Annotated in this window: 19 protein-coding genes; 12 read left to right on the top strand and 7 right to left on the bottom strand. The window is 58.9% G+C overall.

Annotated features, from left to right (window positions below; translation table 11 throughout):
* Positions 1-485: 485 nt before the first annotated feature.
* Both QOM10_RS07935 and QOM10_RS07940 read left to right on the top strand, forming a co-directional pair.
* Positions 486-1091, top strand: a complete 606-nt coding sequence (locus QOM10_RS07935) for a helix-turn-helix transcriptional regulator (RefSeq protein WP_127930367.1) — start codon at positions 486-488, stop codon at positions 1089-1091.
* A complete protein-coding gene (locus QOM10_RS07940) occupies positions 1075-1953 on the top strand; it encodes a queuosine precursor transporter (protein WP_122608336.1) in 879 nt (292 codons plus the stop codon). The genes QOM10_RS07935 and QOM10_RS07940 overlap by 17 nt, the downstream gene beginning before the upstream one ends.
* Before the next feature lie 57 nt (positions 1954-2010).
* On the opposite strand, the gene queC is transcribed toward QOM10_RS07940, so the two are convergent.
* Entirely contained in the window at positions 2011-2709 is a 699-nt protein-coding gene (gene queC, locus QOM10_RS07945) for a 7-cyano-7-deazaguanine synthase QueC (RefSeq protein ID WP_316917837.1), read from the bottom strand.
* Between the two features lie 157 nt (positions 2710-2866).
* Between queC and arfB the strand changes: the two genes are divergently transcribed.
* A complete protein-coding gene (arfB, locus tag QOM10_RS07950; RefSeq protein WP_007920134.1) occupies positions 2867-3280 on the top strand; it encodes an alternative ribosome rescue aminoacyl-tRNA hydrolase ArfB in 414 nt (137 codons plus the stop codon).
* On the opposite strand, the gene QOM10_RS07955 is transcribed toward arfB, so the two are convergent.
* From QOM10_RS07955 to phhA, 6 genes are all read right to left on the bottom strand, one after another.
* Positions 3277-4464 (bottom strand): MFS transporter, encoded by a 1188-nt coding sequence (locus QOM10_RS07955; RefSeq protein ID WP_174245103.1) that lies wholly within the window; start codon positions 4462-4464, stop codon positions 3277-3279. The two genes, arfB and QOM10_RS07955, sit on opposite strands and share 4 nt — an antisense overlap.
* A gap of 114 nt (positions 4465-4578) precedes the next feature.
* The gene (locus tag QOM10_RS07960; RefSeq protein ID WP_127926289.1) at positions 4579-4761 is read right to left on the bottom strand and encodes a hypothetical protein; all 183 of its coding nucleotides are present in this window, start codon (positions 4759-4761) and stop codon (positions 4579-4581) included.
* 70 nt (positions 4762-4831) lie between these two features.
* Positions 4832-4963: a hypothetical protein gene (locus QOM10_RS07965; RefSeq protein WP_008088845.1), complete on the bottom strand. Its 132-nt coding sequence runs from the start codon at positions 4961-4963 to the stop codon at positions 4832-4834.
* Between the two features lie 265 nt (positions 4964-5228).
* Positions 5229-6422, bottom strand: coding sequence for an amino acid aminotransferase (locus tag QOM10_RS07970; protein ID WP_160038771.1), 1194 nt, complete (start codon positions 6420-6422; stop codon positions 5229-5231).
* Positions 6422-6778: a 4a-hydroxytetrahydrobiopterin dehydratase gene (locus QOM10_RS07975; RefSeq protein ID WP_003222798.1), complete on the bottom strand. Its 357-nt coding sequence runs from the start codon at positions 6776-6778 to the stop codon at positions 6422-6424. The genes QOM10_RS07970 and QOM10_RS07975 overlap by 1 nt, the downstream gene beginning before the upstream one ends.
* 117 nt (positions 6779-6895) lie before the next feature.
* The gene (gene phhA / locus QOM10_RS07980; protein ID WP_007920123.1) at positions 6896-7687 is read right to left on the bottom strand and encodes a phenylalanine 4-monooxygenase; all 792 of its coding nucleotides are present in this window, start codon (positions 7685-7687) and stop codon (positions 6896-6898) included.
* 373 nt (positions 7688-8060) lie between these two features.
* Between phhA and QOM10_RS07985 the strand changes: the two genes are divergently transcribed.
* The 9 genes from QOM10_RS07985 (at position 8061) to QOM10_RS08025 (ending at position 22019) form a co-directional block, all read left to right on the top strand.
* The gene (locus tag QOM10_RS07985; protein ID WP_127926292.1) at positions 8061-9626 is read left to right on the top strand and encodes a sigma-54-dependent transcriptional regulator; all 1566 of its coding nucleotides are present in this window, start codon (positions 8061-8063) and stop codon (positions 9624-9626) included.
* Positions 9627-9925: 299 nt separating this feature from the next.
* On the top strand, positions 9926-10666 hold the full coding sequence (locus tag QOM10_RS07990; RefSeq protein ID WP_064119567.1) for a flagellar basal body rod protein FlgF: 741 nt from the start codon (positions 9926-9928) through the stop codon (positions 10664-10666).
* A gap of 45 nt (positions 10667-10711) precedes the next feature.
* A complete protein-coding gene (gene flgG / locus QOM10_RS07995; protein ID WP_007920118.1) occupies positions 10712-11497 on the top strand; it encodes a flagellar basal-body rod protein FlgG in 786 nt (261 codons plus the stop codon).
* 52 nt (positions 11498-11549) lie between these two features.
* Complete coding sequence (gene flgH / locus QOM10_RS08000; RefSeq protein WP_038363773.1) at positions 11550-12245, top strand: flagellar basal body L-ring protein FlgH; 696 nt, start codon at positions 11550-11552, stop codon at positions 12243-12245.
* Between the two features lie 27 nt (positions 12246-12272).
* Positions 12273-13361, top strand: coding sequence for a flagellar basal body P-ring protein FlgI (locus QOM10_RS08005; RefSeq protein WP_064119566.1), 1089 nt, complete (start codon positions 12273-12275; stop codon positions 13359-13361).
* Positions 13362-13372: 11 nt separating this feature from the next.
* A complete protein-coding gene (flgJ, locus tag QOM10_RS08010; protein WP_127926293.1) occupies positions 13373-14665 on the top strand; it encodes a flagellar assembly peptidoglycan hydrolase FlgJ in 1293 nt (430 codons plus the stop codon).
* Positions 14666-14689: 24 nt separating this feature from the next.
* The gene (gene flgK / locus QOM10_RS08015) at positions 14690-16735 is read left to right on the top strand and encodes a flagellar hook-associated protein FlgK (RefSeq protein WP_127926294.1); all 2046 of its coding nucleotides are present in this window, start codon (positions 14690-14692) and stop codon (positions 16733-16735) included.
* Between the two features lie 13 nt (positions 16736-16748).
* Positions 16749-18317, top strand: coding sequence for a flagellar hook-associated protein 3 (locus QOM10_RS08020; RefSeq protein ID WP_160038775.1), 1569 nt, complete (start codon positions 16749-16751; stop codon positions 18315-18317).
* A 108-nt stretch (positions 18318-18425) separates the two neighbouring features.
* Positions 18426-22019 carry a glycosyltransferase gene (locus tag QOM10_RS08025; RefSeq protein WP_316917838.1) on the top strand — a complete coding sequence of 1198 codons (3594 nt, stop codon included), beginning with the start codon at positions 18426-18428 and terminating at the stop codon, positions 22017-22019.
* Positions 22020-22135: the final 116 nt, after the last annotated feature.

Below are 22135 nucleotides of genomic sequence, written 5' to 3' on the forward strand. Positions count from 1 at the left end.
CTTGCCGAATCTGTACAGGCGAATCCATGTTCTGCCGCGGTGCGTGCAAAACCAAACCCTGTACAGGCCTCCCGTTTTTTGTTGTTTCACTCTCTAAAATGAGAAGCCGGCTCGACGCATCATAGATTTTTCAGTGAGGAACGCCACAGAATTAATCAAAAAAATGAACATTATTCAAAGAAAATGATTCTTTTTGTAGGCGCTGCGGGTGTAAAACAGGCATTGCTCAGTGCCGACTTTCAGGCACCGGGTGAAAGGCAACAGAACGGACGGATCAGTCCAGAGGCTGAAATGATCCTGCAAGTGGGCGGGTTACAGCCTGTGAAAGCTGACTTTTTATACCGAATCCAGGGAGGGAGGGTGCTATGATTTCGCGCGGCACTGACAGGGATAAAACTGCAATTTCCTACCTCACTTGTGTATGTCCGGAATGATCATTCGGGACGTGACATTGATTGCAGTTCAAAATGGATGATAAGCATGTGATGCATAGAAGAGAAAGATCGGAGAATCTGAAGAACAATATCAAGTACCTGATCAAGAGTCGCGGGGAGACGCAGCTGTCCTTGTGTCACTCCAGTGGTTTGACCCGAACGACCATCTACAACATCCTTGAAGGCAAGGTGGTTAATGTCCAGCAGTCCACTGTTCGCAAGATTTCCGATTTCTTCGGGGTGTCTTACGAAGAAATAGAGACGCTTGATTTTGAAGAAAAGGAAATCATCGAAAGCAGTATTTCGCCACAGGGCAACATGAATCCAGCCGCTGTGCCTGTCATCAAGGAAAGCATGCTGCTGCAAAGTCTGGATAAAAGAATTGGTGAGTTGGCCACGATTTATCCGCTGACTTACTATTTTGGCGCGTCTTTCAACCTGATTGGCGTACTTCTGGAAAACGAAATCAGTGGCATGAATGAGCCCGGCGATCTGTTGATCGTGCAGAAAGGAGCGTCGAGCAGCGACAGGGAAAAACTGGTGTATGACAAAATCACAGCGAAGTTATCTATAAGCCATGAAGGCAGCTTTGACACGGATCGTGTATGCGTGATCGGAGATGTAATCGAGGAACGATTTAATGGATTGCAGTGTTGAAATGGAAAACAGCAAGTACAAGTTGCTGGGATTCGAGAATGGAAAAAGCCTGGCCGTCATCATGGTCATCGCGACAGGCAAAATAATTAAAATAAAGCTAAGTGAAGTGTTGAATAGTGAGATTATGGATAATCTGAACAAGATCGAAGTGAAAAACCTCTACAAGAAGTTTTACTCGCAGGGTGGAGCACTCACCGCTTACGAAATAAATGACCGGCATGAGAGTTCCTGGATGATCTACATCATCCTGAACCTGATGCTGTTCACGCTTTACATTTTCACCAGTATTGCTGCGACAAAACCGATCTACCTCGAGTATTTCGATATTGTCGTAACGCCGGGTACCTTCCTCTATCCGCTGACGTTTCTGATCGTCGACTTGCTCAACGAAACGTTTGGCCTGAGGCTCGCGCGAAAAGCGATCCTGTTCGCATTCATCAGTAATGCCGCGATTATCATTCTGCTGGCCATCACTACCCATCTTCCGGGACTGCCGGGCTGGAAACTCGATGGGGCTTACAATGATGTTATCAGTCAGTTGTCCGCAGTCCTGGTAGCGTCTTCTATATCCTTTCTGGTTTCCGAGAACATAAATTCATATCTGTTGTGCAAGATCAAGGAACTCACGAATTCCAGATTCCTGTTTTTGCGAGTGTTTTTAAGCACACTGTTTGCCGTGATCATCGACAGTTTTCTTTTCTGCTACATCGCTTTCTACGGGACGATGGAAAATAGCGCGATACTGGGCATGATCTACGTTCAGATCGCAATCAAAGTGGGTTTCGCATTCTTTAATATTTTGCCTGCGTACGGGGCAAGGTCTTTGTTCAAGAAATATCTGACGGGTGCGCAGACGCAGTAAGAGAGGAGGGCGCTCACTGTTGGCGGCATGCTGGAGTGAGCGCTTCTTGTCGCGGTTTTACTTTAAGCCGAGTTTCTCTTTCAAGCTTTGAGTGACCTGCAATTTATTGTTCAGGAACTCATTCAAGCCTTTTGCACGAAGATGGCAGGCATCGCAATCGGAACATCCAACGCCTTTGATGCCGTTGTAGCAAGTCAAAGTCTCTTCGCGAACCAGTTCCAGTTGATGGTGGTAATCAGCCAAGGCCCAGGTCTCTGCCTTGTTCAGCCACATCAATGGCGTATCAAGTTGCAGCTTATAGTCCATGCCTGATTCAAGGGCTTTATTCAAGGCCTTGACGAACTCATCCCGGCAATCGGGGTAGCCTGAGAAGTCGGTTTCACAAACACCGGTAATGACCGTTTTAGCCTGGACTTGATAGGCATAGATAGAGGCCAGGGTCAGAAAAAGAATGTTACGCCCCGGGACGAAGGTGCTTGGCAGGCTCTCGCCGGAGCTGTTAACGGTCGGGACCGGAATGTTGTCGCGCGTCAGACTGCTGATGGCTAGCTCGTTGAGCAAGGACACATCCAGCGTTTTATGCACGGTCACGCCGAGTTTTTTGGAAAGTTGCTGCGCAACTTCAATTTCCGCGTGGTGACGCTGACCATAATCAAAGGTAATGCAGTGGACTTCATCGTAGTTGGTCAGTGCATGGATCAGGCAAGTCGTAGAGTCCTGGCCACCACTAAACACGATAACTGCCTTGTTGCTCATAAGTCTGCTTCCTGCATTAAACGGGTAGTTTTAAAGGTCGCAATGGTAACTCGAAATGACGCTCGATATAAGTGCGCCGGAAGTTGCGCCTGCAGGCCACAGGTCGCTTTGCGGTTAATCGCGGTATCCTGTGCGCTCTGATTAAGGGCGTTTTTCCATGCTGGTGATTTCCAACAACGTGCATCTGCCGGATGCCGAGATCGAACTGACGGCCATTCGCGCACAAGGCGCCGGTGGGCAGAACGTCAACAAGGTCTCCAGCGCCATGCACCTGCGCTTCGACATTCCAGCCTCGTCGTTGCCCGAGTTCTACAAGGAGCGGCTGCTGGCGCTGCGCGACAGTCGCATCACCAGCGATGGCGTGTTGATCATCAAGGCCCAGCAATACCGCACGCAGGAAGCCAATCGCGCCGATGCGCTGGAGCGTCTGGTCGAGCTGATTCTCAGCGCCACCAAAGTCGAAAAGAAACGCCGTCCGACCAAGCCGACCCTCGGCTCAAAGAAGCGTCGGCTCGAATCGAAAACCAAGCGCGGCAGCATCAAGGCCGGGCGCGGCAAGGTGGATTTCTAGTCTTCGCGGTACTTTGCGGTGTGCTTGTAGAGATACACGCTCAGCGCCAATCCACTTAGCGAGGCGAGGGCGGCGAACAGGAAGATCGAGGCGAAACCGAAGCCTGCCGCAATCGCCCCGGCCAGTGGCCCGGTGATCCCCAGCGACAAATCAATGAACAGCGAATAGGCGCCAACCGCTGCGCCACGGCTGGACGCCGGCACCAGATTCACCGCTTCCACACCCAGCGCCGGAAATACCAGCGAGAAACCAAACCCGCTCAACGCCGCGCCGGCCAACGCCCAATGCGCGTCCGGCGCGAGCCACAACAGCAGCAGGCCAAGGGTTTCCACCGACAGACAGGCAATCGCCACGCGAAAGCCGCCGAGACGGTTGATCAGGTTGCCGAACAGCAGGCGCGCGCCGATGAAGCTGGCCCCGAACAGGCTCAGGCACAAAACCGCGTTGTCCCAATGCTGGGTGGCGTAATACAGGGTGATGAAGGTGGCGATGGTGCCAAAACCGATCGAGCCCAGCGCCAGACCGCAACCGTGGGGAAACACTTTGCCGAGCACATGCATGAACGGCAGGCGTTCGCCGGCGACAATCGGTGCCGGGGTTTTTGGCCAGGCGAGCAGAAGGCCGAGCGCGGCCAGCAGGATGATGCTGACGCCCATGCTCCACAAACCCAACTGGGCGACCAGCCACACGCCGAACGGCGCGCCGACCGCCAGTGCGCCATAACTGGCGATGCCGTTCCAGGAAATCACCTTGGCGGTGTTTGCCGCGCCAACGCGGCCAATGCCCCAGCCAATCGAGCCGGAGCCCACGAGGCTTTCCGCGCTGCCCAATACCAGTCGACCGATCAGCAGACTGATCAAACTAAGCATCGGCAGGTTTGGTGTCCACGCCGAAATCAGCATGAACACACCGCTCAAGCCGCACCCGGCGAGGCCAATCATCACCGCGCGCTTGCTGCCCTGGTTGTCGATGATCTTGCCGGCATACGGGCGGCTGAGCAGGGTGGCGAGGTATTGCACGCTGATCACCAGGCCAGCGATCACTGCGCCAAAGCCCAGATCGCTGTGGACGTAACCCGGCAATACCGCGAGCGGAATACCGATGTTCAGATAACCGATAAAGGTGAAGAGCACGATGGAGACGACTTGCAGCGTGACCGCCAGGGGACGCTGGGGTTCTGGCATAGAGGACGACATGGGTAACGATCCACGGGAACGGCAGATTAGATAGGCTGCTTATGATACCGGCGTGGAGGACTCTGGGGCGGGAAAAGTAAAACTATTTGCCGTAGGGCGGCTTCAAGGCTTGTCCGGGGCGACCATCTGCGTGGTAACCAGGGCAGCGAGGGCGTTTTCTTCAGTGCCGAAACGGGCGAGCAGGGCGGCCTGTTTCTCGGGCGAGAGGCGATTCCAGATCTCGATCATTTTCTCGGTCGCACCGATCAGTACGGCGGCTTGGCTTTCAGAGAATTCGTCGGTCATGGCAGGCTCGGGTTCAGGCAGTGTGGAAAGCGCATGTTAGCGCTTTCCACACGGTCTGTACGACGGGGTCTTACTCTTCGTTGTCGGCCGGGCGGCTCTCAACGGCTTCTTTCGGCTCGGGCTGTTGGGCGCCGGCTTGCTGCGTGGTCGTCTGCTCAGGTACGTGCAGGCTTGGGAAGGGGAGATTAGGAATCTCGTGCATGGTTGCGCTCCTCGCTAAGTCTGTTGATAGATCTGGTAGATCCGCGCTTTTGGAAAGCCTGCGCAGGATACAGCAGGAAAAATGACAATCAGACTTTTAATTCAAATTAATGCGACAGATGGCCGCAGGGGAGCAAAGTGGGCGGGTTGATCGTTCCAACGCTCTGCGTGGGAATGCCTCAATGGACGCTCTGCGTCCGCTGTTGGGACGCGGAGCGTCCCGGGCTGCATTCCCACGCGGAGCGTGGGAACGAGCATGGGAGGGATTACTTGCAGACGCTGGCGATGGCGTCGGCCAGCAGCGCGAGGCGCGTAGCGTCGATACCGGCAACGTTCGCCCGGCCTGAGCTGACCATGTACACGCTGTGATGCTCGCGCAGTTGTTTCACTTGCTCCGGCGACAGGCCGGTGTAAGAGAACATCCCGCGTTGCACGCCAATGTGCGCAAAGCGCTCGCGCAGGCCATGCGGCTCCAGGGCTTCGACCAGACCGCTGCGCAGTTGCGCAATACGCAGACGCATGGCTTCCACTTCATCGGCCCAGCGCGTTTTCAGCTCTGGGTCGGCGAGGATCGTTGCGACCACCGCCGCACCGTGATCCGGCGGCGTCGACCACAGGTTACGGGCGATATTGGCCAGTTGGCTGCGGATGTCGATGAGCTTGTCGGCGCTTTTCGCGCAGACGATCAGCGCACCGGTTCGATCGCGGTACAGACCGAAGTTCTTCGAGCAGGAACTGGTAATCAGCAGCTCAGGCACCTCGGCCGCGAACAAGCGTGTCGACCAAGCATCCTGTTCCAGACCATCGCCAAAACCCTGGTAGGCAAAGTCGATCAGCGGCAGCAGATTGCGCTTGCGCACCACTTCGAGCACGCGCTGCCAGTCGTCATGGCTCAAGTCAAAACCGGTCGGGTTGTGGCAGCACGCGTGCAGCAACACAACATCACCGTTCGGCACTTCATTGAGCACGGCAAGCATGGCTTCGACGTCGAGGCGGTTGTCACTGCCCACGTACGGGTAGTGACTGACCTTGACCCCGGCCGCGGCGAAAATGGTTTCGTGGATCGGCCAGGTCGGGTTGCTCAGCCACACGCCTTTGCCCGGCAGGCACTGAGCGATGAAGTCGGCAGCCAGACGCAGGGCACCAGTGCCGCCCGGGGTCTGAGTCGTGCCGGCACGTTGTTCGGCGATCAGCTTCGAGTCGGCGCCGAGCACCAGCTCATTGATGACTTTGCCGAACAGCGGGTTGCCGTGGCCACCGATGTAGGTCTTGGTGTCCTGGCTTTCGACCAATCGTGCTTCAGCAATTTTCACCGCTTCCGGGATCGGCGTCAGGCCCTGGGCGTCCTTGTAGACGCCAACGCCCAGGTCGAATTTGCGCGGGTTAGTGTCCTGCGCATACGCCTCCATCAAGCCGAGGATCGGGTCGCCGGGTACCCGGCCGATGGCGTCGAAGTGCATTACTTGCGTCCTTCTGCAGTCTTGGCCACTTCGTCAGTGCGCGCGGCCATGATGAAGTCGTTGCGGTGCAGGCCTTTGATCGAGTGGCTCCACCAGGTCACGGTGACTTTGCCCCACTCGGTCAGCAGGCCCGGGTGGTGACCTTCGGCTTCGGAGATTTCACCGACAGCGTTGGTGAAGGCCAGCGCGTGTTTGAAGTTCTTGAACAGGAAGACCTTCTCCAGTTGCATGATGCTGTCGCGTACTTCGATGTTCCAGTCAGGGATCTGCTTGATCAGGATCGGCAGTTCTTCGTCGCTGACTTGTGGCGCATCGGCGCGGCAGGCTTCGCAGTGGGCTTGGTTCAAAGTCGACATGGTGTATTCCTGAAATCGAGTGTGTTTTTTTTATTCAAGCGTTTGAGCCGTCAATGCCGTCACGCTAAACCAAAGTGGCGGCGACTGACAGGCTCAATTGTCAGCAAAAGTCGCGGTTCACGCGGCTTTGGGTTTCGGCGGAAATTTCGGTGCGTGCAGACCCAGCTGCATGCCTTGGCGAACCATGGCCATGATGTCTTCATGAGCCACGTCGAACAGACGCTTGAGGTTCGGCAGAACAAAGTACAGCGGTTGCAGGATGTCGATGCGATACGGCGTGCGCATGGCTTCGAGCGGATCGAAGGCTTGATGCTCAGGCTCGTCCGACAGCGAGTAAACGGTTTCTTTCGGTGAGGACAGAATGCCGCCGCCGTAGATGCGCTTGCCTTGCGGGGTGTCGACCAGGCCGAACTCGATGGTCATCCAGTACAGACGCGCCAGGTACACGCGTTCTTCCTTGGTCGCCTGCAAGCCGAGCTTGCCGTAGGTGTGGGTGAATTCGGCGAAATACGGGTTGGTCAGCAGCGGGCAGTGACCAAAGATCTCGTGGAAAATATCCGGCTCTTGCAGGTAGTCCAGCTCTTCGCGGGTACGAATAAACGTAGCGACCGGAAATTGCTTGCTGGCCAGCAGTTCGAAAAAGGTCTGAAAGGGAATCAGCGCCGGAACACGAGCAACCTGCCAACCGGTGGTCTCGCCGAGCACCTTGTTGATCTCGCCGAGTTGCGGAATGCGGTCGTGGGGCAGACCGAGTTTTTCGATACCGTCCAGGTACTCCTGGCAGGCACGCCCTTCGATCACTTTCAATTGGCGAGTGATCAGCGTGTTCCACACCGCGTGTTCTTCGGCGGGGTAGTCGATAAAACCTTGCGCATCGGGCTCGCGGGCCACGTATTGCGTCTGCTTCATACTGCTCTCCTGCTAGGGGAATTCGTTCTTGTTATGTCCAGCGATGGATTCAGAATTACCTGAGAGCGGGTTGATGTGCAGCAGGTTGAATGGCTTGCGCGTAGGAAATTTCTCTTTAATTCGTAAAGTTATCGTTACGGATTGACCGCCGTCGCGCATTTTCGGTGATTTTCAGGTTTGAAAAGCCTGATGGCTGTCACATAATCTTGACAACTATCTGCGTGCCACCACAGAAAAGTCTGGCGCGGTCCCCTGTAGGAGTGAGCCTGCTCGCGATAGCGGTGTATCAGTCAGCATCAATATCAACTGACCCAAAGCCATCGCGAGCAGGCTCACTCCTACAGGTTTCTCATCGTTTATTCGGGCGATTTATATGCGCATCAAAGTCCACTGCCAGAACCGCATCGGCATCCTGCGCGACATCCTCAACCTGCTGGTCGCCTACGGGATCAACGTGGCGCGCGGTGAGGTCGGTGGCGAGCATGGCAATGCGATCTACCTGCACTGTCCGAACCTGATCAATATTCAGTTTCAAGCGCTGCGCCCGAAGTTCGAGGCGATCGCCGGGGTGTTCGGCGTCAAGCGGGTAGGGCTGATGCCCAGCGAGCGGCGGCACATGGAGTTGAACGCCTTGCTCGGCGCGCTGGAGTTTCCGGTGCTGTCGATCGACATGGGCGGCTCGATCGTCGCGGCCAACCGCGCGGCGGCGCAGTTGCTCGGTGTGCGCGTTGATGAGGTGCCGGGGATTCCACTGTCGCGCTATGCCGAAGATTTCGACTTGCCGGAACTGGTGCGCGCGAATAAATCGCGAATCAACGGCATGCGGGTCAAGGTCAAGGGCGACATCTTTCTGGCCGACATCGCGCCGCTGCAATCGGAGCATGACGACAGCGAAGCCATGGCCGGCGCGGTGCTGACCTTGCATCGCGCCGACCGCGTTGGCGAGCGCATCTATAACGTGCGTAAGCAGGAGCTGCGGGGCTTCGACAGCATCTTCCAGAGTTCGAAAGTGATGGCCGCCGTCGTGCGTGAAGCGCGGCGTATGGCCCCGCTCGATGCGCCGCTATTGATTGAAGGCGAAACCGGCACCGGTAAGGAGTTGCTGGCGCGTGCCTGCCACCTCGCCAGTCCGCGTGGGCAGTCGCCGCTGATGGCGCTCAACTGCGCCGGCCTGCCCGAGTCGATGGCCGAGACCGAGCTGTTCGGCTACGGCCCCGGCGCCTTTGAAGGTGCGCGGGCCGAAGGCAAGCTCGGGCTGCTGGAGTTGACGGCGGGCGGTACGCTGTTTCTTGATGGCGTCGGTGAGATGAGCCCGCGCTTGCAGGTGAAACTGCTGCGCTTTCTTCAGGACGGTTGCTTCCGTCGCGTCGGCAGCGATGAAGAGGTTTACCTGGATGTGCGGGTGATCTGCGCCACCCAGGTGGACCTGTCCGAGCTGTGCGCGCGCGGCGAGTTTCGCCAGGATTTGTATCACCGCTTGAATGTACTGTCCTTGCACATCCCGCCGCTGCGCGAATGCCTCGACGGCTTGACCCCGCTGGTCGAGCACTTCCTTGATCAGGCCAGTCGGCAGATAGGCTGTTCGCTGCCGAAACTGGCGCCGGCGGCGATGGATCGACTCAGTCATTACCATTGGCCGGGCAACGTGCGGCAGTTGGAAAACGTTTTATTCCAGGCAGTTTCGCTGTGCGAGGGCGGCACGGTGAAAGCCGAGCATATTCGTCTACCGGATTACGGCGTGCGTCAGCCGCTTGGCGATTTCTCGCTGGAGGGTGGGCTGGACGAGATTGTCGGGCGCTTCGAGAAAGCGGTGCTGGAGCGGTTGTATTCCGAGCATCCGAGCAGTCGGCAGTTGGGTAAGCGTTTGGGGGTTTCGCATACCACCATTGCCAACAAGCTGCGTGAATACGAAGTCGGCAAAGAGTCGGGCAGCACGTGATCGTTCCCACGCTCTGTGTGGGAACGCAGCCCGGGACGCTCCGCGTCCCAAAGCGGACGCAGAGCGTCCATTGAGGCATTCCCACGCGGAGCGTGGGAACGATCATTCGAGGGATTGCCGCCAAGCGGCATAACACCGCCGGTTTTTCGACTTCGATACATTTCACATTTCCCCTCGCCATCCCTCAAGTCCTTTGTTTACCGGGCCTTTGTGCGCCAGAAAAAAGTTGGTCTGCAAATTGCTTATGGCTCAGCAGTACAGCGGTGGGCGGCAAACGTCCGGCATGCAGAGGAAAGAGTGTGGACAAGTACCTTTATGTGGCAATGACCGGCGCCAGCCAGAACGCGCTGGCGCAAAAGGCGCATGCCAACAACCTGGCGAACATCTCCACCAACGGTTTTCAGCGCGACCTGGAGCAGGCGCGTTCGATGCCGGTGTTCGGTGACAGCTTTCCGGCGCGTGCGTTTGCCATGAGCGAACGGCCCGCCACCGACTTCACGCCAGGCTCGCTGGTGCAGACCGGTCGTGACCTCGACGTCGCCGTCACCGGCAACGGTTTTATCGCCGTGCAGAACCCGAACGGCGGCGAAAGCTACGTGCGCACCGGCAGCCTCAACGTTGACGCCCTCGGCGTGCTGCGTGCCGGCAACGGTATGCCGGTCATGGGCAATGGCGGTCCGATCGCCGTGCCGCCCGAGCAGCAGATCGAAGTCGGCGAAGACGGCACCATCAGTATTCGTGCGATGGGCGAAGGCCCGCGTGTCATGGCGGAAGTCGACCGGATCAAGCTGGTCAACCCGGACATCAAGAACATGAACAAGGGCCTCGACGGCTCGATCTACACCAAGGACGGCCAGCCTGCGCCGGCCGATGCCAACGTCAAACTGGTGTCGGGTTTCCTTGAGTCGAGCAACGTCAACGCCGTTGAAGAGATGACCTCGGTGCTGGCCTTGGCCAAGCAGTTCGAGTTGCACGTCAAAATGATGAACACCGCCAAAGACGACGACCAGGCCATGGCTCGGGTCTTGCAGATCAGCTAATTATCAGAACGTCGCGCCGAAAAACAGGCGCACGAGGAGAATCGAATGCTTCCGGCTCTATGGGTTGCCAAAACCGGTCTGTCCGCCCAGGACACCAACCTGACCACCATTTCCAACAACCTGGCGAACGTGTCGACCACGGGTTTCAAACGTGATCGCGCCGAGTTCCAGGACTTGCTGTATCAGATCAAGCGCCAGCCAGGCGCCCAGTCGACCCAGGACAGCGAACTGCCGTCGGGTCTGCAACTGGGTACCGGTGTGCGCATCGTCGGCACCCAGAAAAACTTCACCGCCGGCAGCCTGCAAACCACTGAGCAGCCGCTGGACATGGCCATCGACGGTCGCGGTTTCTTCCAGATTCTGCAGCCGGACGGCACCACGTCCTACACCCGTGACGGTACCTTCCACCTCGACTCCAACGGCCAGATCGTCAACGCCAGCGGTTTCGCTCTGGAACCGGCCATCGTCATTCCGAACGATGCCCAGACCTTCACCGTCGGCCGTGACGGCACCGTGTCCATCACGGTTGCTGGCAACGCTGCGTCTCAGGTGATCGGCAATCTGCAGACCGCCGACTTCATCAACCCGGCCGGTCTGCAAGCCGTGGGCAACAACCTGTTCCTGGAAACTGCCGCTTCCGGCGCGCCGCAAGTCGGCACCCCGGGTCTGGCCGGTTTCGGTACGACCCTGCAGAACACTCTGGAAACCTCCAACGTCAGCACTGTTGAAGAGATGGTCAACATGATCACCACTCAGCGCGCTTACGAGATGAACTCCAAGGTGATCTCCACCGCTGACCAGATGCTCTCGTTCGTAACGCAGAATCTGTAATCAAGTCTATGAGGCGGCCATGAGGTCGCCTGCAACACCGTGAGGTAGGGTCATGAATCGCTTTGTATCTGTTCTGGCATTGAGTGGGGTCGTCTCGCTCGCGGGCTGCGTCGCCCCGACGCCCAAGCCCAATGACCCTTACTACGCCCCGGTGTTGCCGCGCACGCCGTTGCCGGCTGCCGCCAATAATGGCTCGATCTATCAGGCCGGCTTCGAGCAGAACCTGTACAGCGACCGCAAGGCTTTCCGGGTCGGTGACATCATCACCATCACCCTGAACGAGCGCACGCAGGCGAGCAAGAACGCCAACTCGCAGATGGACAAGAACAGCGACAACAAGGTCGGTCTGACCTCGTTGTTCGGCTCCAGCCTGACCACTAACAATCCGATTGGGGGCAACGACCTGAGTCTGAACGCCGGCTATAGCGCCGACCGTTCGACCAAGGGCGACGCCAAGTCCGGGCAGAGCAACAGCCTGACCGGTTCGATCACCGTGACCGTCGCTGACGTGCTGCCCAACGGCATCATCGCCGTGCGCGGCGAGAAGTGGCTGACACTGAACACCGGTGACGAACTGGTGCGCATCGCCGGTCTGGTGCGCGCCGATGACATCGCCACGGACAACACCGTGTCGTCGACCCGGGTCGCCGATGCACGCATCACCTACTCGGGTACCGGCGCGTTTGCCGATACGAGTCAGCCAGGCTGGTTCGACCGTTTCTTCCTCAGCCCGCTGTTCCCTTTCTAGGTGGCTACGTTGAATCTGAAAAGCCTTATGGTGGCCGCGCTGTTGATGTCGGCGGCCTTCAATGCACAAGCCGAACGGTTGAAAGACATCGCCAGCATTTCCGGCGTGCGCTCCAACCAGTTGATCGGTTACGGCCTGGTGGTCGGGCTTAACGGCACCGGTGACCAGACGACGCAGACCCCGTTCACCCTGCAGACCTTCAACAACATGCTCTCGCAGTTCGGCATCAAGGTGCCGCCAGGATCGGGCAACGTGCAATTGAAGAACGTCGCGGCGGTGTCGATCAGTGCTGACTTGCCGGCGTTCGCCAAGCCAGGTCAGCAGGTCGATATCACGGTGTCTTCGATCGGTAACTCCAAGAGCCTGCGCGGCGGCACCTTGCTGCTGACCCCGCTCAAGGGTATCGACGGCAACGTCTACGCGGTCGCTCAGGGCAACCTTGTCGTCGGCGGTTTCGACGCCGAAGGCCGTGACGGATCGAAGATCACCGTCAACGTTCCGTCGGCCGGTCGTATCCCTGGCGGTGCCTCGGTGGAACGTTCGGTACCGAGTGGTTTCAACCAGGGCAACAGCCTGACGCTGAACCTCAACCGTTCCGACTTCACCACCGCCAAACGTATCGTCGACAAGATCAACGACATGCTCGGCCCTGGCGTCGCGCAAGCCATCGATGGCGGTTCGATCCGCGTCACCGCGCCACTCGATCCGAGCCAGCGCGTCGACTACCTGTCGATCCTGGAAAACCTCGAAGTCGATCCGGGTCAGGCGGTGGCGAAAGTCATCATCAACTCGCGTACCGGCACCATCGTCATCGGCCAGAACGTGAAAGTGTCGCCAGCCGCCGTGACCCACGGCAGCCTGACCGTGACCATCACCGAAGACCCGATCGTCAGCCAGCCCGGCCCGCTGTCCAATGGCCAGACCGCTGTTGTGCCGCGCTCGCGGGTAAATGCCGAGCAGGAAGCCAAACCGATGTTCAAGTTCGGCCCGGGCACCACCCTCGACGAGATCGTGCGTGCGGTGAACCAGGTCGGCGCGGCACCGGGTGACTTGATGGCCATCCTCGAAGCGCTGAAGCAGGCCGGTGCGTTGCAAGCCGACCTGATCGTGATCTGAGGCCGACCCTTATGGATATGCGCAAAAGCGGTCTGGTCAGCAGCAGCGATTCGGGTTCCTACTCGGACCTCAATCGCCTGAACCAACTCAAGGTCGGCGACAAGAACAGCGATGCGAACCTGCGCAAAGTGGCGCAGGAATTCGAATCGCTGTTCCTTGGCGAAATGCTCAAGTCGATGCGCTCGGCCACTGAAGCGCTGGGCCAGGACAACCCGCTCAACACGCCGGCAGCCAAGCAGTATCAGGAAATGTACGACCAGCAACTGGCCGTTTCCATGTCCCGCGAGGGCGGTGGTATCGGTCTGGCCGACGTGCTGATGCGGCAGATGTCGAAGAACAAACCGCTGGCGCCGGGTGAGGCGGCGGCCGCGTCCGCCGCCAAGCAGGAAGAGGCCAAGGCGAAAGCTGCGGCCGTGGTCACACCGGTTGCCGCTGGCACCGTTGCTACCAACGGCCCGTTGTCGCGGCTCAATGGCGAGCGTCCGTTGTGGGCATCGCGTTCGGTGAGCGCGCCGAACACGCAACTGGCTCATCGCAATGACATGGAGCTGATCAATCAGCGTCGTCTGGCTCTGCCACCGAAACTGGCCGATCGTTTGCTCGCAGGCCTGGTGCCATCGGCTACGCCGGCAGCGGCCACGCAATTGCCGCAGCGCGCGACCACGGCTGCTACCACCGGCGCCGGCCCGCTGTACAACGGCGACTGGCTGGCACGTGCCGAGAGCGAAAAATCCGCTGGCGGGCAGATGCAGATCTACGGTCGCGCCATGGCGCAGATTCCGCTGGCGCCGGCGAAGAAAGCCTTCAGTTCCGCCGATGAATTCGTCAACACCATGCTGCCGATGGCCAAGGAAGCGGCCGACCGTATCGGCGTCGATCCGCGTTATCTGGTGGCGCAGGCGGCACTGGAAACCGGTTGGGGCAAATCGGTCATGCGCGCCCAGGATGGCAGCAGCAGCCACAACCTGTTCGGCATCAAGGCGAGCAGTAACTGGAAGGGCGATTCGGCCCGGGCGATCACCAGCGAGTTCCGCGATGGCGCGATGGTCAAGGAGACGGCCGAGTTCCGTTCCTACGCCTCGTACAAGGACAGCTTCCACGATCTGGTGACTTTGCTGCAGAGCAATAATCGCTATCAAGATGTCGTGAAGTCTGCCGATAACCCAGAACAGTTTGTACGCGAGTTGCAAAAGGCCGGTTACGCAACCGACCCGAACTACGCCAGCAAGATTTCGCAGATAGCCAAGCAGATGAACAGTTTCCAAAACTACGCTGCGGCGGGTGTATCCACCACGCCTTTATAAGGCACAAGGTATAAGGTCTGAACCATGAGTTTGCTCAATATCGGGATGTCGGGACTGTCGGCCAGCCAGTCCTCTCTGGCTACGACAGGCAACAACATTGCCAACGTCGACACCGCCGGTTATTCACGCCAGCAAACCGTGCAGGGCACCAAATCCTCGCAGCAGTACGGCACCGTGTTCATCGGCACGGGCACCACCCTGGCCGACGTGCGCCGGGTGTACAACTCGTACCTGGAAAGCCAACTGCACACGGCAACTTCGCTCGACAGCGAATCTGCCGCGTTTCTGGCTCAGGCCACACCGCTGGACTCGATGCTGTCGGACACCAACACCGGCCTGACCGGCGTGCTGCAGAAATTCTTCACCACGATGCAGGGCGTTTCGACCTCGGCGACCGATGACACTTCCCGTCAATCGGTGCTGACCGGCGCACAGGCGCTGACCAGTCGCTTCAACACCATCGCCAAGCAGCTCAACGACCAGAACACCACCATCAACGGCAGCCTTGGCGACATGGCAGCTCAGGTGAACAAGCTGGCCACCTCGATCGCCAACCTGAACCAGAAGATTGGCGAGATCTCCACCAGCGGTGGTGCGCCGAACGATCTGCTGGACAGCCGTAACGAAGCCGTACGTCAGTTGTCCGAGTTGACCGGCGCGCAGGTCGTCGAGCGTGGTACCAGTTTTGACGTGTATATCGGCAGCGGCCAGCCGCTGGTCATCGGTAACACCACCAACACGCTGAGCACCGTGCCGCTCAAGGATGATCCATCGCGCATGGGCATCCAGATGGATCGCGGTTCGAGCACCATCGACATTACCTCGGCGATGAGCGGTGGCGAAATCGGTGGCCTGCTGACCTATCGCAAAGAAGTCCTCGATCCATCGCTCAACGAGCTGGGCCGCGTAGCGCTGGTGATCGCTGATCAGGTCAACAGCCAGCAAGCCCAGGGCATCGACAAGAACGGTGACTTCGGCGCTGCGATTTTCAACAACATCAACAGTGCCGCGCTGGTCAGTTCGCGCAGCATCGCGCAGTCGGGCAACAGCACCGGTTCGGGTAACCTCGATGTCACCATCAAGGACACCGGCAAGCTGACCACCAGCGATTATCAAGTGACGTTCACCAGCGCCACTGACTACACCGTCAAGCGCTCCGACGGCACCGACCTGGGTGCCTTCAGCACCACGACCAATCCGCCACCAGTGATCGACGGTTTCACCCTCGCTCTCAAGGGTGGTGCGTTGAGCGCCGGTGACAGCTTCAAAATCACCCCGACCCGCAATGCGGCCGCGAGCATCCAGACGGTGCTCACCGATCCGAAGAAAATCGCCGCGGCCGGTCCGTTGACCGGTGTGGCCAGCGCCAACGGTCTGGGCACTTTCACCCAGCCGACGCTCACCAGCAAGATCGATATCTACAACCCGACTGCCCAGGCTGACATGCAGGCGGCGCTGAAGAACTCGACGCCGGTCAAACTGGTGTTCGGTGCGGTTACCGGGGGCAGCCAGTCCTACACTTTTGTGGATGCCAAGGGCGGCCTCATCAGCAGCGGCACTATCGTTCCCGGTCAATCGAACACGCTGGAACTTAAGGTCGGTATCGTCGATGCCAGCGGCAACCCGGTGCTGGACACCAGCGTTACGCCGAACGTGCAGAAAACCTTCTCCGTACAGACCACCGTTGGCGGCACGCCGAAGTCGGGCGAAACCTTCACCATGAACCTGACCGGTGCGGCGTCTTCGGACAACCGCAACGCGCAATCGCTGGTCGCCCTGCAAACCAAGCAGACCATCGACACCGGTTCGGCCAGCAAGGGCATCAGCCTGACTGACGGCTACAACAAGCTGGTGACCAACGTCGGCACCAAGACCGCTCAAGGCAAGTCTGACAGCGCCGCCACCACAGCGATTCTGGACAACGCCAAAGGCGCCCGCGATTCGCTGTCCGGGGTCAACCTGGATGAAGAAACCGGCAATCTGGTCAAATATCAGCAGTACTACACAGCGTCTTCGCAGATCATCAAAGCTGCGCAGGAAACTTTCGCCACGCTGATCAACAGCCTTTAAGGAGTCGTAATTCATGCGCATTTCCACCGCCCAGTATTACGGCACGCAAGCGTCGGACTATCAGCGTAACTTCAACAAGGCTGTTGCCAGCGCCAGCGAGGCGAGCAGCCTGCAGCGCATTACCAATGCGTCCGATGATCCGATCGGTGCCGGGCGTTTGCTGCAATTGGGTCAGCAGGCGGCGATGCTGGATCAGTACAAGACCAACGTTGATACCACCAAAAGTGCGTTGACCGTGCAGGAGTCCACGCTGGAGTCCATCACTACCGCATTGGCGCGCGCCAAGGAACTTGCCCTGGCGGCCAACAACGGCACGGCCACCGACAAGGACCGCCAGGCTTACGCATCGGAGCTGGGCCAGATCCAGCAACAAGTGCTGGGCCTGATGAACTCCAAGGATGCCGGCGGCAATTACCTGTTCTCCGGTTCGAAAACCGATACCGCACCGTACTCGCAGAATGCCGACGGCACCTACACCTACAACGGTGACCAGACCACGATCAATCTGGGCATCGGCGACGGTATGACGGTTGGCACCAACACCACCGGTTGGGCCGCTTTCCAGCAGACCATCAATACCGCGCGCACCAACGTCACCATGACGGCGCCGGCCGTGGACGACGGCCGCGTTGTGCTGTCCAACGGTACGGTCGGCACTGCCGCCACCTATGATTCCAAATTCACTGCCGGCCAGCCTTACACCGTCAGCTTCCTCAGCAGCACCCAGTTGAAAATCACTGATGCCCTGGGCAATGACGTGACCGCTGAAGCGAGCCAGAACGGTCTGGTCAGCAACAGCAGCGGCGCCAACCAGACGGTGAGCTTCCGTGGCGTCGACATGAAGTTGAATATCAACTTGAAGACCGGCGACACCAACCCGGACGCGGTGATTGCCGGCCACAGCTTCCAGTTGTCGACCGCGCCGGACTCGTTCACCACGACGCGCAGCCCGGGCAACCCGTCGACCGCGGTGATCACTGGCTCCAGCATTACCGACCAGGCGGCCTACACCGCGGCATTCCCGCAGGGCGGCGCCGTCCTCAAGTTCACCAGCGCCACCGCCTTCGATCTGTACGCAGCGCCGGTCACTGCCGACAGCAAACCCGTGTCCTCAGGCACTATCGTGGGTAACAACGCTACCGCGGCGGGCGTCACGTTCGCACTGGGCGCTGCCCCGGCTGCCGGTGATCAGTTTTCGATCCAGCCGAACGACCACCAGACCCAGAACGTGCTCGACACCCTGGGCCAGATGATCACGGCGTTGAACACTCCGATCGATGGTGATCCGGTGGCCAAGCAGAAATTCCAGGGCGCGATGGAGGCGGGTATCGGCAACATCGATGCGGCCAACAATCAAATCGGCAACGCAGTCACCGAGATCGGTGCCCGTGGGCAGGCTCTGGATATGCAAGCCATCACCAATGACAGCCTGAGCACCGCGAACACCACCACCCAAGGTTCGATCCGTGATTCGGATCCGGCCGAAGTGATGACTCGTCTGACCCTGCAGCAAACCATGTTGCAAGCCTCGCAACTGGCGTTCAGCAAGATCAGCCAGTTGGGTCTGTTCAACAAGATCTGACCGTCAGCGGGCGTGTAAGCGCCCGTTTGGCCTGCCCCTCAGTTATGTTTTTTAGCGGTTTCAAGGGCTCGCTTTTCCGAGCGGGCTCGTACCGCCTGTGAGCCCGCCGTGAATTCACTTCCTCTTGTCAGCCTCGTTATTCCCGCCTTCAATCCGCGCTTCTTCGAGCGGACGCTGAACAGCGCCGTCAGCCAGAATTACGCCAATCTTGAAATCATCGTATGCGATGACAATCGTGGCCACGAGATCGAAGACATCGTTACGCAGGTGACAGAGCAGACCGGGTTTGCAGTGCGTTACGTGCGCAACTCACGAACGCTGGGCCTGGTTGGTAACCTGAAGGCCTGCCTTGAGCAAGCCCGGGGCGAGTTCATCAAATTCCTGTGTGACGATGACCTGCTGTATTCGGCCTGTATCGAACAGCAAGCCCATGAGATGCAGCGCGAAGAAGTCAGTCTGGTGGTCGCGCAACGGTTGCTGTGGGATGCCAACGACATCATCCTGCCCGCACGTCTGGAAAACAGCTCGTTGTCGCCGGCCAGTGGCTTGCTCAAAGGCGACGACGTACTAAGCATCTTCGAAAAATTTCCAGTCAACGTGCTCGGCGGTTTCAGCAGCGCAATGTTCCGGCGCGCTGACGTCGCCGAACTGCTGCCGGCCCTGACCGAGGATGGAGCCTGCTTCGTCGCGACCCTGGATTTTGCCTTGTATGTCTGCCTGCTGCGGCGCGGCAACCTGGTGGTTTCCAACAATGTGCTGAGTGCCGAACGACTTTACCCTGAGCGTCTGAGCGCGCAGCAACCGATGAAAGACGCGGCGGAGATCGAGCGCGAGTGGATCTCGCAAATGCTCAAGGTCCGCAGCGGAGAGTCGGCGCCGGCGCCGGGATGGGTGCGCTATGTGCAATTGACCAAGGCCGACGAGACACCTCGGGTCTGGGAAGAACTGCCGCTGAGCCGTACCCTGGGTTCCAAGCAGAGCCGTCAGGAGTTGGGGGTCGGTGTCGACAGCTTCAGTTTCGGCGAACTCTATGCGCAGTGGCTGGCGTGTCGGGTGCTGACCGCGGCACAGCGCAAATGGCTGCCGGAAACCCTCGCCGGCTGGTCGCATCAGCCGCGCATCGTGCCGATCATCATTGATGGGCAAGGCAGCCGCGATGGTCTGGAACGTACGCTTGATGCGCTCGCCGCTCAGGATTATCCGCCGGAGCTGGTGCTAGTGCTGTCCACGGCTTGCAGCGAAGCGAAGCTGGACGGTCGGGTGTTCCACATGCCGTTGCAGGGTGACGGCCTGGAGCAGATCAACGCTCTGCTGCCGCAACTGGAAGGCGCCGACTGGTTTTATCTGCTGCAGCCAGGTGACTGCCCGGTGGCACCAGCGTTGCTGGTGATGGCTGATCGCATTGCACACACCAGCGCGCTGACGTGCCTGTACAGCGACGAAGGCAGCCTGCGCGATGGCGAGTCGGCAGAGCCTGCGTTCAAACCTGATTTCAACCTTGATCTCATGCGCAGTTATCCCTACGTCGGGCGTGCCTTGGCATTCCAGCGCGAACGGTTTCTGGCCCTTGGCGGTTTTACCTCGACGTTCGCCGAACTGGCGCCCCACGATGTGCTGTGGCGCATGGTTGAAAGCGATGGCCTGCAAGTCGTCGGGCACATTGCTGAAGTGCTGCTGGAGTCGAAATACGACCTGTCGCAATGGCTTATCAATCCCGGCGTCGTCGAGCAAAGTCCGCGAATCCTCGAAGCGCATCTGCAACGCCTTGGCATCGCTCATGAAGTCCGTGTCGGTAATAGCGGGCTGCTCAATCGTGTCGACTATCACCATGCCCGGCGCCCGCTGGTGTCGGTGGTCATTGTCACGCAGGACCAGACCGCCGCGTTGCAGCGCTGCGTCGAGACCCTGCTGGAAAAGACTGCCTACACCGAGTACGAATTGCTCTTGGTCGACAACGGCAGCGAAAGCGCCGAAGCGCTGGCGTGGCTGGACGGTATGGCGCAAATGGGCAGCGAGCGGATGCGTGTGCTGAGCTACCCGCAAAAGGGCAATGCGGCAGCGGTGCACAACTTTGCCGTCGGCCAGGCGCGCGGTGAGTATGTGCTGATGCTCAATGCCTTTGCGGTAATCACCCAGAGCGATTGGCTCGACGAACTGCTCAATCATGCGCAACGACCGGAGGTCGGGGTGGTCGGCGCCAAGCTGTTCAACCCGGACGGTGGCGTGCTGCACGCGGGTCTGATTCTTGGCTTGAACGGGCCGGTCGGGTTGCCGTTCTATGGCCAGCCGATGCAGTCGGAAGGGTATATGCACCGCCTGCAAGCGGTGCATGACCTGAGTGCCGTCGGCGGTGATTGCCTGATGATTCGCCGGTCGGTGTACGAAGCGGTCGGCGGGCTGGACGAGCAGGACCTCAAGCAAACGCTCAATGTCGTCGATCTGTGTCTGCGTGTTGGCCGTGACGGTTATCTGGTGGTGCTCAACCCTCATGCGGTGCTGGCCGTGGGGGCACGGCCAAGTGCAATGGCAACGCCTGAGGAAGAAGCGCAGCACACCGAGGAGAGGGAGACGTTTTACCAGCGCTGGCTGCCGCTCGTGGCGCGCGATCCGGCCTACAACGTCAACCTGACGTTGCAGGGCGTGGGCGCCACCAACTTCAGTCTGGAGCCTGGCCTGCGCACCGGTTGGAGTGCGTTCTCCAAGGCACAGCTGCCCAATCTGCTGGTGGTGCCGATCAACGCTTCAGCCATCGGCCATTACCGCATGAGCCAGCCGATGATCGAGCTGGAAGCGGCCAATCGGGCAGAAGGGCGCATTTGCTACGGCTTGCCGTCGATCATCGATATCGAACGTCAGTCGCCTGATGTGATCGTTCTGCAAGGGCGCTACTCGGAGCACGCCATCGATGAAATCCCACCGTTGAAAAAGTACTTCAACGCTCGACGGATCTTCGAACTCGACGACTACGTCATTGATGTTCCCCACCGCAATGCGCACATCCGTAATATGCCGAGCAAGCAGGACATGGAGCGTATGGTGCGGCGTGCCATCGGGCTGTGTGATCGCGCGGTCGTATCCACCGCGCCGCTGGCCAACGTGCTGTCGGACATGCACCACGACATTCGTGTCGTCCCTAACATGTTGGCCAAGGACTTGTGGGGCCACCTGCGCAGCCAGCGTCGGACCTCGAAGAAACCGCGGGTCGGTTGGGGCGGCGGCACCAGTCACCACGGTGATCTGGCAGTGATCGCCGAGGTTGTTCGTGAACTGGCCAATGAAGTCGACTGGGTATTTTTCGGCATGTGCCCGGATGATCTGCGGCCGTACATGCATGAGTTCCATGGCGTCATCGGCCTGGACGTGTACCCGGCGAAACTGGCCAGCCTCAACCTCGATCTCGCGTTGGCGCCGCTGGAATTCCATATCTTCAACGACTGCAAGAGCAACTTGCGGCTGCTGGAATACGGCGCCTGCGGTTACCCGGTGATCTGCACCGACACCGAGGCCTATCGCGGTTACTTGCCGTGCACGCGGATCAAGACCAACAGCACGGATGAATGGCTGCAAGCGATCCGCATGCACCTGGCGGATCCGGATGCCAGTTATCGCATGGGTGATGAATTGCGTGAGGTGGTGCTGCGCGATTACGTGTTGCGCGGCGATAACCTGCGCTACTGGGAATACGGCTGGCTGGCCGATTGATCGAGCCAGGCGTGATCTGAAAAAAACAGGCGACTTTTATAGTCACCTGTTTTTTTTTGCTTCTGAAAATCGTCTTTGCACCAGTTTCGATACAAATTTTTGCCGACGCTCAAGCT

Origin of the sequence: Pseudomonas sp. P108 (genome assembly GCF_032613195.1) — a bacterium.
Lineage (GTDB): Bacteria > Pseudomonadota > Gammaproteobacteria > Pseudomonadales > Pseudomonadaceae > Aquipseudomonas.